Source organism: Afifella sp. YEN Y35, assembly GCF_047553465.1.
Taxonomy (GTDB): Bacteria; Pseudomonadota; Alphaproteobacteria; order Rhizobiales; family Afifellaceae; genus Afifella; species Afifella aestuarii.
Genome location: NZ_CP180203.1, coordinates 2,341,416 through 2,357,062, shown reverse-complemented (window position 1 = coordinate 2,357,062; position 15,647 = coordinate 2,341,416). Strand labels below are relative to the sequence as shown.

14 protein-coding genes are annotated in these 15,647 nt (G+C 64.1%); 3 read left to right on the top strand and 11 right to left on the bottom strand.

Annotation, left to right across the window (positions count from 1 at the left end; translation table 11 throughout):
- Window positions 1–11: 11 nt before the first annotated feature.
- Together ACK8CP_RS11225 and ACK8CP_RS11220 are read right to left on the bottom strand one after the other, a co-directional pair.
- Complete coding sequence (locus ACK8CP_RS11225) at window positions 12–1,022, bottom strand: ABC transporter permease subunit (RefSeq protein ID WP_414831836.1); 1,011 nt, start codon at window positions 1,020–1,022, stop codon at window positions 12–14.
- Window positions 1,023–1,098: 76 nt separating this feature from the next.
- Window positions 1,099–2,703, bottom strand: a complete 1,605-nt coding sequence (locus ACK8CP_RS11220) for an ABC transporter substrate-binding protein (protein ID WP_414831835.1) — start codon at window positions 2,701–2,703, stop codon at window positions 1,099–1,101.
- Between the two features lie 200 nt (window positions 2,704–2,903).
- Here ACK8CP_RS11220 and ACK8CP_RS11215 point away from each other — a divergent pair, with 200 nt between their 5' ends.
- The gene (locus ACK8CP_RS11215; RefSeq protein WP_092810058.1) at window positions 2,904–3,656 is read left to right on the top strand and encodes a phosphatase PAP2 family protein; all 753 of its coding nucleotides are present in this window, start codon (window positions 2,904–2,906) and stop codon (window positions 3,654–3,656) included.
- 2 nt (window positions 3,657–3,658) lie between these two features.
- A complete protein-coding gene (locus tag ACK8CP_RS11210; protein WP_414831834.1) occupies window positions 3,659–4,180 on the top strand; it encodes a TlpA family protein disulfide reductase in 522 nt (173 codons plus the stop codon).
- 23 nt (window positions 4,181–4,203) lie between these two features.
- Here ACK8CP_RS11210 and ACK8CP_RS11205 read toward each other — a convergent pair whose 3' ends face one another.
- From ACK8CP_RS11205 to ACK8CP_RS11165, 9 genes are all read right to left on the bottom strand, one after another.
- Window positions 4,204–4,746: a copper chaperone PCu(A)C gene (locus ACK8CP_RS11205; RefSeq protein ID WP_414831833.1), complete on the bottom strand. Its 543-nt coding sequence runs from the start codon at window positions 4,744–4,746 to the stop codon at window positions 4,204–4,206.
- A gap of 26 nt (window positions 4,747–4,772) precedes the next feature.
- A complete protein-coding gene (locus ACK8CP_RS11200; RefSeq protein WP_414831832.1) occupies window positions 4,773–6,098 on the bottom strand; it encodes an ABC transporter permease in 1,326 nt (441 codons plus the stop codon).
- Window positions 6,091–6,774, bottom strand: coding sequence for an ABC transporter ATP-binding protein (locus ACK8CP_RS11195; protein WP_414831831.1), 684 nt, complete (start codon window positions 6,772–6,774; stop codon window positions 6,091–6,093). Before ACK8CP_RS11195 ends, ACK8CP_RS11200 begins: the two co-directional genes overlap by 8 nt.
- 5 nt (window positions 6,775–6,779) lie before the next feature.
- A complete protein-coding gene (locus tag ACK8CP_RS11190; RefSeq protein ID WP_414831830.1) occupies window positions 6,780–7,220 on the bottom strand; it encodes a hypothetical protein in 441 nt (146 codons plus the stop codon).
- A 167-nt stretch (window positions 7,221–7,387) separates the two neighbouring features.
- Window positions 7,388–8,887 carry an alkaline phosphatase gene (locus tag ACK8CP_RS11185; RefSeq protein ID WP_414831829.1) on the bottom strand — a complete coding sequence of 500 codons (1,500 nt, stop codon included), beginning with the start codon at window positions 8,885–8,887 and terminating at the stop codon, window positions 7,388–7,390.
- A 167-nt stretch (window positions 8,888–9,054) separates the two neighbouring features.
- The gene (locus tag ACK8CP_RS11180; protein WP_414831828.1) at window positions 9,055–9,975 is read right to left on the bottom strand and encodes a 2-hydroxyacid dehydrogenase; all 921 of its coding nucleotides are present in this window, start codon (window positions 9,973–9,975) and stop codon (window positions 9,055–9,057) included.
- A gap of 32 nt (window positions 9,976–10,007) precedes the next feature.
- A complete protein-coding gene (locus tag ACK8CP_RS11175; protein ID WP_414831827.1) occupies window positions 10,008–12,356 on the bottom strand; it encodes a molybdopterin-dependent oxidoreductase in 2,349 nt (782 codons plus the stop codon).
- Between the two features lie 66 nt (window positions 12,357–12,422).
- Window positions 12,423–13,397: a quinone oxidoreductase family protein gene (locus ACK8CP_RS11170; RefSeq protein WP_414831826.1), complete on the bottom strand. Its 975-nt coding sequence runs from the start codon at window positions 13,395–13,397 to the stop codon at window positions 12,423–12,425.
- Window positions 13,398–13,433: 36 nt separating this feature from the next.
- The gene (locus ACK8CP_RS11165) at window positions 13,434–14,120 is read right to left on the bottom strand and encodes a GntR family transcriptional regulator (RefSeq protein WP_234630420.1); all 687 of its coding nucleotides are present in this window, start codon (window positions 14,118–14,120) and stop codon (window positions 13,434–13,436) included.
- Between the two features lie 299 nt (window positions 14,121–14,419).
- Here ACK8CP_RS11165 and metC point away from each other — a divergent pair, with 299 nt between their 5' ends.
- Complete coding sequence (metC, locus tag ACK8CP_RS11160) at window positions 14,420–15,625, top strand: cystathionine beta-lyase (protein ID WP_414831825.1); 1,206 nt, start codon at window positions 14,420–14,422, stop codon at window positions 15,623–15,625.
- Window positions 15,626–15,647 lie beyond the last annotated feature (22 nt).

The following is a 15,647-nucleotide window of genomic DNA, read 5'->3' as shown; positions in this document are numbered from 1 at the left end:
GGCTCATAAAGTCACCTCGTATGCCGGATGCGGGGATTGATGAGCCCGTAGAGCAGATCCACGATGAGGTTCACGAACATGATGATCACCGCGATCATCAAAAGACCGCCCTGCACGGCCGGATAGTCGCGCCGGAAGATGGAATCGACCATCCACTTGCCCACGCCCGGCCACGAGAAGATGGTTTCCGTCAAAATGGCGCCCGCCATCATCACCCCGACCTGGAGGCCGATCGTCGTCACCACCGGGATGAGCGCGTTGCGCAGCGCATGCAGGCCCACGACCCGGGCTTGCGAAAGCCCCTTGGCGCGGGCGGTGCGCACATAATCCTCGCCGAGCACTTCCAGCATCGCCGAACGCGTCTGGCGCGCAATCACCGCAAGCGGGATCGTGGCAAGCACGACCGCCGGCAGGACGAGATGCGACACGGCCGAAACGAAGGCGCCTTTCTGCCCCGACAACAGACTGTCGATCAGCATGAAGCCGGTATGGGCGGGAAAATAGTAGAGGAGCGAGATGCGCCCGGAGACCGGTGTCCAATGCAGCACGCCGGAGAAGAAGATGATGAGCAGGAGGCCCCACCAGAAGATCGGCATGGAATAGCCGACGAGCGCGGCCCCCATCACCGACTGATCGACCCAGGTCCCGCGCTTCATCGCAGCGATCACGCCGATCGGAATACCGACGACGGTGGCGATGATGATGGCGCAGACGGAGAGTTCCAGCGTGGCCGGGAAAAGTGTGGAAAATTCAGCCAGGACAGGCCGATGAGTGACAAGCGATCGGCCGAGATCGCCTTGCAGCACCGACCATAGAAAGTCGAAATACTGCACCCAGATCGGCCGGTCGAAGCCAAGTTGATGCATAAGCTCTGCATGCCGTTCGGGGCTGACGCCATGCTCTCCGGCCAAAAGCAGGACCGGATCGCCGGGCAAAAGGCGGACAAAACCGAAAGCGGCAATCGTGATGCCGATGAAAGTCGGCACCAGCAGGCCGATGCGCACGAAGAGGAAGCGCAGCATATCTCAGAGAGTTGGCTCGATGATTTGAAGCCCCGCCGATAGACGGCGGGGCTCCTTGATAAAGCGGTTGGACTGATTACTCCACGATGTCAACGCCGTCAAAGCGATGCGAGCCGAGCGGGTCCATCTTGTAGTTCTGAACGGAGTTGCGCATCGGCATGTAAACGACCGAGTGCGCGAGCGTTGCCCAGGGCGCGTCTTCCTTGAAGACTTCCTGCGCCTTTTTGTAGAGCTCGGCGCGCTCCTCCTGGCTCGAAAGCGTCTTCGCCTTCTGGATCAGGCTCTCGAAATCCTCGTCGCAATATTCCGCGACGTTGTTCGAGGTGCCGACGCCGTCGCAGCCGAGAAGCACCGCGAGGAAGTTGTCCGGGTCACCATTGTCGCCGGTCCAGCCGAGGATGATGGCACCGTCGTGGTCCTTCTCCGCAGCGCGCTTCAGATACTCGCCCCATTCAAAGGAGACGATCTCTGCATCGACGCCGACTTCGGCATAATCCGACTGGATGAGTTCCGCGGCGCGGCGGGCATTCGGCATATAAGGCCGCTGCACGGGCATCGCCCAGATCTTCATCTTGAGGTCGGTCACGCCGGCGTCCTCGAGCATCTTCTTCGCGGCTTCAGGATCGTACGGATCGTCCTCGATGTCGTCGTTGTAGCCCCACATCGTCGGCGGGATCGGGTTCTTGGCCACCGAGCCGGAGCCCTGGAATACGGCGTCGATGATCGCCTTCTTGTTGATCGCCATGTTGAGCGCTTTGCGCACTTCCGGCTTGTCGAACGGCTCCTGCAGCGTGTTGTACGCGAGATAGGCGACGTTGAGGCCGTTCTGCTCCATGACGTTGATGTCGTCGTTCGACTTCATCGCCTCGATGTCGGCCGGTGCCGGATACGGCATGATCTGGCACTCGTTGGCGAGAAGCTTCTGGTAGCGAACCGCCGCGTCCGGGGTGATGGCGAAGACGAGGTCGTCGATCGCTTCTTTCCCGCCCCAGTAATCCGGATTGGCCTTGTAGCGGATCACCGCATCCTTCTGATAGGCGACGAACTGGAACGGCCCGGTGCCCAGCGGCTGCTGGTTGAGCATCGGCATGTTGTCGTCAGCCTGCAGCTGGTCGGCGTATTCCTTCGACATGATCGAAGCGAAATCCATCGCCATATTGGCGATGAAGGGCGCCTCCGGCCGAGTGAGCACGAACTTGACCGTGTGGTCGTCGACCTTTTCGATGCTCTTCAGGAGGTCTGGCATCGACATGGCGTCGAAATACTGCCACTGGCCGCCCGCATAGTTGTACCAGGGGCTTTCCTTGTCGAGCATGCGGGTGAAGCTGAACACCACGTCGTCGGCATTGAATTCACGCGTCGGCGTGAAGAAGTCCGTGGTCTGGAACTTGACGCCTTCGCGCAGATGGAAGGTGTATTCCATGCCGTCGTCGGACACGTCCCAGCTTTCGGCGAGAGCCGGGACAACTTCTGTCGTGCCGCTCTTGAACTCGACCAGGCGGTTGTAGACCGTCTTTGAGGAGGCGTCGAAATCGGTGCCTGCGGTGTAAAGGCCGGGATCGAATCCGGCGGGTGAGCCTTCAGAGCAGTAGACAAGCGTCTTGGCCGAAGCCGCGCCAACTACCATAGCGGCCATGCTGACGCCCAGTGCGAGCGCCCGGATGGTGGTTTTGAGGATCATATACGCTCCTTACGAGGGAACTTGAGCAGCGCGGGCCCCACGCCCTCGCCTGCTTGCGACAGGTAACGACGGAATCTAAGCGGAAATCAACAGCAACCTCACGCGGGATCGAACGTTGAAAGGCCGCATATCGAGCCGCTGACCCGCGATCTTTTGGCCCTTATGAAAGACCCATGGCATTTCCCGAACAGCTATTGAGCATGAGCCGACGCACCATTCACCACGTGCGTCATCACTGGGCCCGGCAGGAATTTCTGCTTCTCCTCCTGATCGGCCTCGGAGCCGGTTCGGTCTGGGCTTTCATCGCGCTCGCCGATGAGGTGGTGGAGGGCGAGACACACGCCTTCGACATGTTCGTCATGCTGGCGATGCGCAATCCCGCCGACCACGCCGACCCTCTGGGGCCCTTATGGTTCGAGGAGACGATGCGCGACGTCACGAGCTTCGGCTCGACCTTCGGTCTCGTCTTCGTCTCGTTGACGGTGATCTTCTGGCTCGTTTTGACAAAGCGCCCGCATGCAGGCCTTCTCGTTTTCGCCTCGCTTGCCGGCGGCGCGATCGTCGTCAATGCGCTGAAATACGGCTTTTCCCGCCCACGACCCGATCTCGTCGCCCATTCGGCGGAGGTCTTCACGACGAGCTTTCCGAGCGCTCATGCCGCCATGTCGGCGACGGTCTATTTGACCCTCGGTGCGCTCGTCATGCGGTTCAGCAAGGGCAGGGCTCTCAAGCTCTACGCGCTGTTCGTCTCCGTTCTCCTGACGATTCTCGTGGGTCTTTCACGGGTTTATCTCGGCGTGCACTGGCCGACGGATGTCATCGCCGGTTGGGCGATCGGCGCGGCCTGGGCGACTGTCGTGTGGGTGGTGGCGCTTTGGCTGCAGGGGCGGGGCCGCATCGAACCGAGCGGTATCCGCAGCGAGGAGGCCGTCGCGCCGGCCGCAAAGGAGTGAGTTTGCCGCACTGCTCTCGGCGGACGTTTCTGGCCCTGAGCGCCGCTCTCGTTGCCGGGGCAGCGAGAGCTGCCGAAGCGGCCCCCGATCTCGCGGGCCTCGCCGTCACGGACGGCAGCGGGAGTACCCTCCCGTTCCAGGAGATGTTGGGGAAGGGGCCGGCGATCATACATTTCTGGGCGACGTGGTGTGGTCCCTGTCGCGATGAACTGCCGGAAGTCGCGCGATTTGCGGACTTCCTGACAGAGCGGGATTGGAGAGATCGGTTCTTCGTCGTCTCCGTCGATGATCTTCCCTTCGAGCGGGTCCGAGATTTCTATGCCGGTGAGCTCGGCCTTCAGAGCCTTCGGAGCTGGCAGCTTGTTCGCGGCAATGCGGGTATGGTCTTTCGTCTGCTTGGTTATCCGGCAACCGTCGTTCTCGGCGATGATCGCTCGCTCAAGCGAACGCTCCGCGGTCCTGCCGCCTGGGACGATCCGGTATTTCGCGAAGAGCTCCTGCGCGAGCTGGCTGCGGCTCGGTAATCCGCGATGCGCTGTTGCTGCGCTCAGTGCGTATGCCCGACATGGCTGTGGTGCATGGCGCCTTCCGCCTCGACCTGCACGAACATGTCGATATGACCGGCGTCGAAACGGAATTCCATCTGGAACTCGTCGCCCTCGTGAAGTTGTCGCGTGAGGCCATCGAGACGGAGTGCCAGACCGTTGGGTGAAAGCTTGATTTCGCCGCCGGCCGTCACCGGCATCTTGGGAAGCGCGACATAGTCCGGCTCGCCTTCTTTGAGCTGGAAGCCGACCAGCTCGACGGTCTCCGCGATGTCGGCCTCTCCGCCCTTAAGGACGACGTTCTTGTCGGATTTGTTTTGGATGTCGACGAAGACGAGCGCCGTCTTGGCGTTCGTCGCGCGTGTCCACGCATGGAGGAGACGCACGCCCTGGAACTCGGCCTCATGGTGGCTGTGGTCGTCATGGCTTTCTGTATGCCCGCTTTCCACCGCATGCTCGTGCTTCTCTTGTGCTGAGCTTGGGGAAGCTGCGAGACCGATGGCCGCAAAGGCCGCCGCAAAAGACACGAGACTTAACTTGAGCATTTTCCGCACTCCCTCATGAGATGTCTTCACCCTCGAAGGTCGCGCACCACCGGCCGTGCGAGGGTGATAAAGGCCGGGACGAGAGCGAGCAGAACCGTCAGGCTGACGAAACCGGCGACGAGATGGAATTCCGGCCAGCCAAGGCTGGCGCGGATCAGGATATCGGTTTGGGCGGTCAGGACCCGCGAGATGATGGCGGTGGCGACGATGCCGACGACAACGCCGAGGATGGCGCCAGCGCCGATCAGGAAGGCCGCATAGGACCAAACCACCGCGAAGACGAAGCGCCGCGGAGCGCCTAGGGCCCGCAACAAGGCGAGACGGCGCGCAAACAGCCGCATCAAGATGATGAGACCGGAAAGAACGCCGGCCGTGACGAGGACCTGCGTGACGATTGCCATCACCGACAGGATCTGGCGGACATCGCCCAAGAGAGCATGCAGGCTGGCAAGGACCGCACCCGGAAAGAACGCCATGGTCTCGGCTGTCGTGAATTCGGAGCGGAGCGCATAATTCGCCCAGAGCTGATCGGCGCGCACCAGAATGGCGGGCGTGCCCGGAAAATAATCCGCGTCGAAGGGCGGTCCGATCTGTTCGGCGCGTGACGGGCGATGTCCGAGGGGAAGGTTGTGGACCTCCCAGACCGCTTCCACCGGGACGAGAATGGCTTTGTCCCATGGGCTGCCGGATGGGGGCATGCGTCCGACGACGGTATAGGAATGGCCCTCATGGGCATGCTCTTCGGCAGACGGGCCGACGCCATGTGCGGGAGTGAAATGGTCTCCGAGATCAAGGGCGACACGTGCGCCGACGACCGCCTCCTCGTGCGCCGCAAAGAGCCGGCCTTCGGCGAGCGTGCCGGAGGACAGATGCGACACGAACTCCGGCGTCGTCCCGACGACCGGCGCACCCTCAAAACTGTCGCCGAAGGCGATCGGCGCGGCGAGGCTGACATTGGCGTGGTCTGCGATGCGATTGTAGACCTCGCCGGAAAGAAGCGGCACGTCGGAGGGCTGGAGATAGACGGCGGCAAGCATCATCGTCACTTCGCTGCCGGGGGCCGTGACGACGAGATCGAATTTGTCGGCCGCGCGTGCCGTTCCCTGCCGCAGGCCGCGTTCCTGGGCGATGAGGCCGACGCCGATCCCCACCGAAACCCCGATCAGAACGACGAAGAGAAGGCTCGTCCATCGAAAGCGCCAGAGCATTGCACGCACCAGAGCGAATGGCCGGTAGCCCGTGACGACGAGAAACCCCGTGAGGATCGCGGGCGACAGCAAGAGGAGGAAGAGAAGCCCGTCCTGGATGCCGGGCGCGAGCCCGTTCCACCAATCGCTCGCGGTCTCAAGCATCGCGCCGGACCTCGCCGATGAGGCGCCCGTCGGCGACGTCGATCACGCGGTCGACGGCCTCGTGCACTTTGAGATCATGGCTTGCGACGATGAGGGTGCGTCCGCTCTCTCGCGTCAGTTGAATGAGGTCGTCGACGAGCGCGTCGGCCGCTGCCCGGTCGAGGCTCGCTGTCGGTTCGTCGGCGAGGATGATGGAGGGTTCGGTGGCGAGCGCACGCGCCACCGCGACACGCTGACGTTCGCCGCCAGAGAAGGTTGCAACCGTGCGGGCATCGTCTCCTTTAAGGCCGAGCCTTTCGAGCGCTCTCCGCGCGCCTTCGCCGATCTTATGGCGCCGCTTGCGGACATAGGCGCCCGCAAGGCTCGCATTCGCCGCGGCGCTCAACTCCTCGAAGAGAAGGAAATCCTGAAAAATCATGCCGATATGGGCACGGCGGAAGGCGGCGCGTCCGTCCTCCTTCAAGGAAGAGATCTCCGTCTCGCCCCAGCGCACGGAGCCTTGCGCGATCGGCACCAGTCCGGCGAGCGCGAAGAGAAGCGTAGACTTGCCCGCCCCGGACGGGCCGCGGATGGCGATCGCCGTGCCTGCTGCAACCTCGAAGGCATTCGCCTCGAGAATGGCCCGACCGGCATCACCCTCGACCCTGAGATGGGAGACGGAGAGGGAGAGTGTCATCGTCGTCAATCGCGGGCGTAATGCGATTCGACCGTGCGCACGCGGCTGACGAAGCCCGTCTCGGGGTCCTCATAGGTGCCGAGCTGGAGCCTGCCTGCCACGGTGATCGGAACGTTGTAGGGCACCACGTCGATGATGCGTTTGGTGTAGACGGCGAGGATATCGTCCGGCCATTCGGCTTCCGTTTCGCAGAACGGACAGACGGCCATCGGCCGCTTGGTGAGCACGAAGAAACGCGATTCCGCCTTGAGCGGCGGCGCCATATAGCCGCGCACTTCGATGCGCTCGTTCTCCATCGTCTGCGCGAGATCGGAGAAGGAGAGGTCCTTGTTGTAGAGGTCGCGCATGCGCAACGTCTCTGCGCGGGCGTGGGAAGGACCGAGGGCCAACGCTGCTGCCAGAGCGGCAAGCAGAGTGCGGCGGTCGATGAGGGGCTCGTTTGGCATGACGTCACCCTATCCGGGCTTTGTGACAGCTGAGAAAACCCGGAACGCCTGCGACACCGTTTTCCGGTGGGACGCACCTTTTCCGCAGCTTGTTATGCAAAGGGGCTCCGGCATTTGCCGGAGCCCCCGAGATCGAGATGCCGTCGTGCGGCGTCTGTGACAGCCGCCTATTCGGCGTTCGCCGCGTGGTTCATCACGTGGAAGATGTAGTTCTGCTCGATGACGCCATCGAAGAGATGCGCGAAAGGGCCGCGTGCCCACACCGCCACGTCCTCGCCGGAATGGCTTTCCGACGACATCGGGATCAGGGCCTGCTGCACATATTCGGAATCTTCCGCCTCTTCCTCGGTGAGGTCGGGGCGCGAACCGGAATAGCTCTTGTCGTCCTGCTCTTTCAGGACGGCGCCCGGGCCGTTCAGAAAGCCGATGACGGTGAAAGGCTTGCCGTCGTCGCCGAGAACCGGCTCGTCGGCATGTTTCACCTGGCCCTTGCCGATATCGTAGCAGAGCCCGAGGATCGGCGAGCCGCGCCCGCAATAGCCGTTGAAGGCGATCGAATGCTCATGGTCGGCCGTGACGATGATGAGCGTCTCTTCCGGATTGGTCATCTCGGCCGCAGCTGCGACCGCATTGGCGAATTCCACGCCGTCCGTCACGGTGCGGAAGGCGTTGCCGTCGTGATTGGCGTGATCGACGCGACCGGACTCGATTTCGAGATAATAGCCTTCGTCGTTCTTGGAGAGGTAGTCGATGGCCGTCTTGGTCATCTCGGTGAGAGACGGCTCGTCGGCCTCGGTGCGATCGTGCTCGTACTTCATGTGGCTGTCTTCGAAGAGAGCGAGCACCGGCGTTTCGCCGTCGAGATCGAGCGCCTTCGCGGTCTCGGTATTCCAGGCGTACTGGACGCCTGCGTCCTTGGCTTCATCGACGAGATTGTGGCCGTCCTTGCGTTTGCCCTTCTTGCCTTCTTCGTCGGTCACGGTTTCAGGCAGGAAATAGCGACGGCCGCCGCCCATGGCGAGGTCGACGACGCCCGCCTTCATCTGGTCGACAAGCTGCGTGGCGATATCGGTGCAGCCCTCCGGTGCTTCGCCTTCCCAGTTGCGGTTGGCCGTCTTGGCATAGGCCGCGGCCGGCGTCGCATGGGTGAGGCGGGCCGTGGTGACGACACCGACCGATTTGCCCATCTCGCTCATCAGCTCTGAGAAGAGCGTCAGCTTGTTGCCTTCTTCAGACGCGCATTCGTCCCAGACGGCATTTTCGCTCAGATTGATGGTGTTGAAGACCTGCTTCACGCCAGTGTTCATCGAGCCGGCCGTCGGTGCGGAATCCGGCGTCTGGGCGTTGATGTTGTAGGTCTTCACGAGCGCCACGTTCGGAAAGTCCTGATAGGCCTCGTAGGGCAGCACGTGCTCGGAGCCGTATTCGCCGTTCTGCTGGCCGGCATAAAGCCGAATGGCATAATTGGTGCCGACACCCATGCCATCGGCGATGAACAGGATGACGTTCTTGGCGCGATTGGTGTTCGGCTGATGCTCGAGCCGCTGATTGAGAGCGGCCTCCGCATCGGTGTACCAGCTGCTGTTGCTCTGGACGATGTCCTGGGCAAAGGCCGCGGTGGATCCGAGCGCGAGCGCTGCGGAAGTGAAAAGGATGTTTCGAAACACGACCGTCTCCATGCGGAATTCCTGCGGTCGCATTCCTTAACCAAGCCGGATGACAGCCAGACGATTGCTGGGTGACAGCCCGACGACGCTCGAATGGGCTGTGTTTCTGCAGGTCTGAGCGGCGTTCGCCACGCGCGCTTCCTCCGGGGACGCCGCTGCGGCAAGCCTCAGCCGCGGTCGACCAGACCGTGAGGCGGCAGCCCGTCGCGGACGCGGCGGAGATTTTCTGCCACGACGCGGGCGCCGGTTTTGGGATCGGCACAGGTCGCGACGTGCGGCGTCAGGATCAGGTTTGTCGTGTCCCAGATCGGATTGCCGGCATCCGGCGGCTCGTCCCGCACCACGTCGAGCGTCGCGCCGGCGAGATGGCCGCTCTCGAGGGCTGCAACGAGGTCGGCTTCGACGAGCTGCGCCCCACGGCCGACATTGATGAAACGGCTCCCCGCCGGCATGCGCGCGAAGAAGGTCGCATCGTAGAGATCCCGCGTCTCCGGCGTGAGGGGCAGGATCCCGACGAGGATCTCGTTGCGGCCGAGGAACGCGTCGAAGCCGTCCTTGCCGTGGAAGCTCGTCACGCCCTGCAGCGATTTTTCGCTGCGCGACCAGCCGGCGACGTCGAAGCCGAAAGCGGCGAGCGCTTCTGCGACGGCACCGCCGAGGCCCCCGAGACCGAGGACACCCACCCGGCGTTCGGCGGCGGGCGTGCGCGGCACCTCTTCCCAGTATCGCGCGCGCTGCCACTTCGCGAAGACATCGAAGCTGCGGTGATAGTGGAAAACCGCGTGGAGGACGTATTCGATCATCCCGGCCTTCTGGCCGGGCTCGATGAGCCGCACCACCGGCAGACTGGCAGGAATGTCCGGATTGGCGACGATCTGGTCGGCGCCGGCGCTCAAGAGATGGATGCAGCGAAGATTGGGGAAGAGCTCGAACGCGCGGGGCGGGATCTGGAAGACGAGGAGGGCGTCGATCTCGCTCGGATCGCCGACCTCGGGCCAGACCCTGAGCTCCGCCCCTGGGAGCTCGGCGGCAAGCGCCTCGCCCCAGGCGACCGGATCGGCGGTCTGACTGTGAAAGAGGATGCGCATGGCTCAAACCGTCGGAGAGGTGGGACGGCGTCTCATCCGTGTTTCTTCGTGGCACCTGATGAAGGATGCGCGGCAAAGGCGGGCGGGTCGAAGGCGGTGATCTCCGGGACCTCCCCTTCGAAGCGTTCGACCTCGACGAGACAGGACTGGGCGCTCGGCCCCTGGCCGAGGCGCGACGTCCCCTCATCGCGGGTGAGGACGTTGGGATTGCCATGCTTGTCGAGGCTGTCGGGCGCACCCGGATCGAGCGGATCGTACCAGGCGCCGGTGGAGAGCTGGACGACACCCGGCCGCAGCGTATCGGACAGCCGGACGGCAGAGAGACAGGCGCCGCGGGCGTTGAAGACCCGCACGACGTCGCCGTCGGCAATGCCCCGTGCGGTAGCATCGTCCGGATGCATGCGCATCGGCTCGCGGCCGTGCAGCTTGTGGGCGCGCGAATGGCTGCCGGAATCGTACTGGCTGTGGAGTCGCGTCTTCGGCTGGTTTGAGAGGAGATGGAGCGGGAAGCGGGCTGCCGCGGGGCTCCCCAGCCATTCGCGCGGTTCCAGCCATGCGGCGTGTCCCGGGCAATCGTCGTAACCGAAGCCGGCGATCGTCTCGGAAAAGAGCTCGATGCGGCCGGAAGGGGTCGGCAGCGGGTTCGCTTCCGGTTCGTCGCGGAAGTCGTCGAGAAGGTTGCGATCCTTTGCCGGCGCAGGAAAGAGGCAGAGCCCTGCACGCCAGAACGTCTCGAAATCCGGCAAATCGAGGCCGGCTTCGCTGCCTCGCTGGCGTGCGATCCCGTAGAGATGGCGCAGCCATCCTTCTTCGTCCCGACCGTCCGTGAACGCCTCTTCGACTCCGAGGCGGGCGGCAAGCCCGGCGAAAATGGCGAAGTCGTCGCGTGCCTCGCCCGCCGGTTCGGCGATGCGATGCGAGGCGGAAATGAACCGGTCGCGGCTTGCGGCTGCGATGTCGTTGCGTTCGAGCGCGGTCGTTGCCGGAAAGACGATGTCGGCATGGCGAGCGAGCGGGTTCCACCAGGATTCGTGCACGATGATCGTCTCCGGCCGCTGCCAGGCGCGGCGCAGACGGTTCAGATCCTGATGGTGATGGAAGGGATTGCCGCCAGCCCAGTAGACGAGCCGAATGTCGGGATAGCGGCGGCGTTCGCCATTGAAATCGTAGGCTTCTCCGGGGCCGAGAAGCATGTCGGCGATGCGGGCGACGGGGATGAAGTCGGCGACCGCGTTGTTGCCCTGCGGCAGCGACGGCCAGGACATTTCCGGCACATCGTTGCCGATGCCGTTGACGGAGGCATAGCCGAAGCCGAAGCCGCCGCCCGGCAGGCCGATCTGGCCGAGCATGGCGGCGAGCGTGATGGCCATGAAATAGGGCTGCTCGCCGTGATCGGCCCGCTGCAGCGACCACGCCATCATGATGAAGGTGCGCGTGACGGCCATGCGCCGGGCGAGGGCGCGGATCGTATCGGCGGGAATGTCGGTCCGCGACGCCGCCCAGTCGGCGTCCTTGGGCGTCCCGTCCTGTCGTCCGAAGAGATAGGCTTCGAACTGGTCGTAGCCGGAGGTGTAGCGCTCCAGAAAGGTGCGGTTCGTGAGCCCCTCGACCGCGAGCGTGTGGGCGAGCCCGAGCATCAGGGCGACATCGCTGGTCGGCCGGATCGGCAGCCATTCCGGCGCCGGATCGCCGACCGTGTCGTCGCGGATCGGGCTGACGGAGACGATCTCCGCGCCGTTTCGTTGCGCCGTCGCGATCGCCTCGCTGACGATGTGGCGCGCGATGCCGCCGGAGGAGACCTGCGCATTCTTGCGCGGCGCACCGCCGAACATCACGATGAGACCGCTCTCTCTGGCGATCACGTCCCAGGTCGTGTGGCGGGAAACGAGGCCGCGCTTGTCGCCGAGGACATGCGGCACGATCGCATCGGCTGCCGCGTAGGAGTAGTTCTGGACGGAGCGAGTGTAGCCGCCGATCGTGTTGAGGAAGCGGTGGATCTGGCTCTGCGCATGGTGGAAGCGTCCGGCGCTCGCCCATCCGTAGGAGCCTCCGTAAATCGCCGAATTGCCGTGCTCTTTGCGCACGCGGTCGAGTTCGGCGGCGGCGAGATCGAGGGCTTCCTTCCACGACACTTCGACGAAGGGCTCGGCCCCGCGCCCCGCGCCGCCTGCCACATGGCCTTTCTCCAGAAAGGACCGGCGCACGGCAGGCCGCAGGATGCGGCTCGGATTGTCGAGCGCATCGATCATCGAGTTGGCGATGGGGGAGGGATCGGGGTCCTCCGCCACCGGATCGAGCGCTGTGAGCCGGCCTCCCTCCCAGCGGGCGCGGTAGGTGCCCCAATGGGTGGCGACGGTCGGCTTCTCGGGCTCAGGCAGCATGCGGCGGGATCCTCATCGATGGGGCCTCAGTGGGGAGAAGGGCGGCCGCGACCGCCCTGATTTGGCTCAAGGATGAAGGACGATCTGGCCCGTGGTGCGGCGGGCGGCAAGGGCCCGATGCGCCTCTGCCGCCTCGGCGAGGGGGAATGTCTGGTTGATGTCGCTGCGCACGATGCCCTTGCGGATAGCGGCGAAGAGGTTTTCCGCCGTCTCCAGAAGGTCAGCGCGATCAGCGATGTAGGGAAACACCTGCGGGCGCGACAGCGCGATGCATTTGGGCGCGAGAACCGCAATGTTGACCGGTGGCACGGCGCCGGACGCGTTGCCGAAGCTGATCAAATGGCCGAACTTCGCCACGGCCTTCAGCGATGTCTCGAAGGTATCCTTGCCGACGCCGTCATAGATGAGGCGGCAGCCCTTGCCTCCGGTGATCTCGGCGACGCGTTCCGCGACGTCCTCTTTGGTGCTGACGACGACATGATCGGCGCCTGCGTCGGCCGCGAGCTGCGCCTTGGCCTCGGAGCCGACCGTGCCGATGACGGTGGCGCCGATGGCTTTCGCCCAGGCGGTGAGAAGGAGGCCGACGCCACCGGCCGCCGCATGGATGAGGATGGTATCGTCCGCCGTCGCCACTGCCGTCTTGTGGAGGAGGCGCTCCACCGTCATCCCCTTCAGCATGAGGGCAGCGGCCGTATCGTCCCTGATGTCGTCGGGAAGCGGGACGAGGCGGTCGGCCGGCATGACCCGACGTTCGCTGTAGGAGCCGGGCGCGGTCGTGACATAGGCGACGCGGTCACCGACCTTCAGCCCGTCGACGCCGGGCCCGAGGCTTTCAACGACGCCGGCCGCCTCCATGCCGGGCGTTCCCGGCAGCGTCATCATCGGATAAGCGCCCTCGCGCACATAAATGTCGATGAAATTGACGCCGATGGCGGTATGGCGAAGCGCAACCTCGTTTTCGGCGGGCGCCGGATCCTCGCGCTCGCGCCATTCCAGCACCTCTGGTCCGCCCTTGTCGGTCTGGATGATCGCTTTCGACATGAAAATCCTCTTTTTTCTGTGATCTTCGGGATGGGCTCAGGCTTTGCCCGGCCGCGGCAGGTCCGTCAGGCCGCGGAGGGTCATGGGCGGATTCCATGCACCGAGGAGGCGCCACGCGAAGCCCAGATGTTCGCGCTGTAGATAGGTGAGGCGGTCGGCGTCGCGGGCCTTCAAGGCGTTGAGAAGCTCGCTGTGCTCCCCGGCGGCGGCCGTCCATTCCTGCGTGCTCATCACGGCCAGATAGCGGATGCGGTAGAGACGGATGTTGAGATGGCTGTGCATCTCCATCAGCGTGGAATTGTGGGAGGCGGCGACGATGGCAAGGTGGAAGCCCTGATTGGCGGCGAAATAGGCGGCCCTGTCCTCCTCGGCGAAGGCACGTGCCATCACCTTGTCGTAATGGGCGACGCGCAGGATGTCGGCCTCCGTGGCGGCACCACACGCGATGCGTCCGCCGAGCGCTTCGAGTTCCGAATAGACCGTCAGCATTTCGGCGATTTCGGCATCCGTGGAATGGACGACGACCGCCCCCTTGTTCGGGGTGAGATCGACGAGCCGCTCCATCGCCAGAATCTTGAGGGCATCGCGCAGAGGGGTGCGTGAGACGTTGAGCTCTTCGGCGATGCGGCGCTCGCGGATGCGTTCGCCGGGCTTCAGGTGATCGTGGATTATTAGGTCACGAACATACTCTGCGACCTGCTGGGGCAGGGGTCTCGGCGCCACGCTATGGGCACCGGACTCACCAATCCTGCTCGAAGGGAATCGGAGGTCGGAACTGGTCTCGTCCATCTTGCTCTGGCGCTCCTCGTCCTTCTGTCATCCCCGGCGCCTGGAAGGCAGTTTCTCGTGGCGAGCCAAAGGCCGAACGGCTTTCTTTCGGCACGCCCCACAGCAGATTCTTGTTGCTTCAAACCGAGGGAGCGGAATGCTCTGATAGAAGAATGTTGGCATACAATATTGACGGATGGCATGCAATACGCCACGCTTGCCTCGTCTGTTCTACTTGAAGCGGAAAGGACACGATGCCCGATAGCGGTTCGTCAGGCTCTCAGCCCCGCCCGGAGACGCTTCTAAGCCGGCTCGGCCGGCCGCTCGCCCATCCCGGGCCGGTCAACATGCCGTTGCACCGCGCCTCGACCATCGTCTTCGATACGCTTGAAGATCTGGAAGCGGCCAAGAGCGCCCGCTTCGACAAAGGCACCCTGTTCTACGGTCGTTTCGGCACTCCGGACGTGTTTGCTTTCGAGGAGGCCATCGCGACCCTGTCGGAAGGCTATGGCACCGTCGCCGTCCCCTCCGGTCTCGCCGCCTGCGTGCTGCCGCTCGTCGCCTTTCTGAAGCCGGGCGACCATGTCCTGGTGACGGACAGCGTCTACGAGCCGGCGCGCACCTCTCTCTCCGCCTTCATCGCCCGCAGCGGTGTCGAAGTGAGCTATTTCGATCCGCGCGCCGGGGAGAACATCGCCGATGCGATGCGGCCGAACACGCGCCTCGTCTATCTGGAATCGCCCGGATCTCTGACCTTCGAAGTCCAGGATCTGCCGGCAATCGCGGCCGTGGCACGCGCCCATGGCGCCCTCACCATGTGCGACAACACCTGGGCCTCGCCGCTTTTCATGAAGCCACTCGCTCTGGGCGTCGATCTGGTGGTGGAGGCGGCGACCAAATATGTGGTCGGCCATTCCGATGCCATGATCGGCACGGTGACGGCGGCATGCGAAGAGCATCACCGGCTGCTGCGGCAGGCGGCGAACTGGCTCGGCTACCGCATCTCCCCTGACGACGTCTATCTCGCCGCGCGGGGCTTGCGCACGCTCGGCGTGCGGCTGGAACGGCATTACCGCACGGGGCTCGCTCTGGCCGAATGGCTGGAGAGCCAGCCGCAGGTGCGGCGCGTCCTGCATCCGGCACTTGCCTCCCATCCCGATCATGCCCTTTGGCGCCGAGACTTTTCCGGTGCTTCGGGCCTCTTCGCCATTGAGCTCGATGCCACTAAGGCCGGTGCGACCGCCTTCGTGGAAGCGCTGCAGCTCTTTTCCCAGGGCTTCTCCTGGGGCGGTTTTGAAAGCCTCGTCCTCCTCACCGATCCGGGACATGCCCGCACGGCGACGCGCTGGGAGGCCGAGGGCAGTCTCGTGCGTCTCTACGCAGGCCTCGAGGACGCGGACGATCTGAAGGCGGATCTCAAATCCGGCCTCGACCGGCTCTATGCCTTCACCCGCGGGTAGCTGCCCGGAGCTCTCCGCTCCG

Coding starts and splice junctions, on each gene's coding strand:
- ACK8CP_RS11195 (WP_414831831.1), bottom strand. CDS start 6,774: ATGACACTCTCCCTCTCCGTCTCCCATCTCAGGGTCGAGGGTGATGCC.
- ACK8CP_RS11220 (WP_414831835.1), bottom strand. CDS start 2,703: ATGATCCTCAAAACCACCATCCGGGCGCTCGCACTGGGCGTCAGCATG.
- ACK8CP_RS11180 (WP_414831828.1), bottom strand. CDS start 9,975: ATGCGCATCCTCTTTCACAGTCAGACCGCCGATCCGGTCGCCTGGGGC.
- ACK8CP_RS11205 (WP_414831833.1), bottom strand. CDS start 4,746: ATGCTCAAGTTAAGTCTCGTGTCTTTTGCGGCGGCCTTTGCGGCCATC.
- ACK8CP_RS11170 (WP_414831826.1), bottom strand. CDS start 13,397: ATGTCGAAAGCGATCATCCAGACCGACAAGGGCGGACCAGAGGTGCTG.
- metC (WP_414831825.1), top strand. CDS start 14,420: ATGCCCGATAGCGGTTCGTCAGGCTCTCAGCCCCGCCCGGAGACGCTT.
- ACK8CP_RS11215 (WP_092810058.1), top strand. CDS start 2,904: ATGAGCCGACGCACCATTCACCACGTGCGTCATCACTGGGCCCGGCAG.
- ACK8CP_RS11175 (WP_414831827.1), bottom strand. CDS start 12,356: ATGCTGCCTGAGCCCGAGAAGCCGACCGTCGCCACCCATTGGGGCACC.
- ACK8CP_RS11190 (WP_414831830.1), bottom strand. CDS start 7,220: ATGCCAAACGAGCCCCTCATCGACCGCCGCACTCTGCTTGCCGCTCTG.
- ACK8CP_RS11200 (WP_414831832.1), bottom strand. CDS start 6,098: ATGCTTGAGACCGCGAGCGATTGGTGGAACGGGCTCGCGCCCGGCATC.
- ACK8CP_RS11225 (WP_414831836.1), bottom strand. CDS start 1,022: ATGCTGCGCTTCCTCTTCGTGCGCATCGGCCTGCTGGTGCCGACTTTC.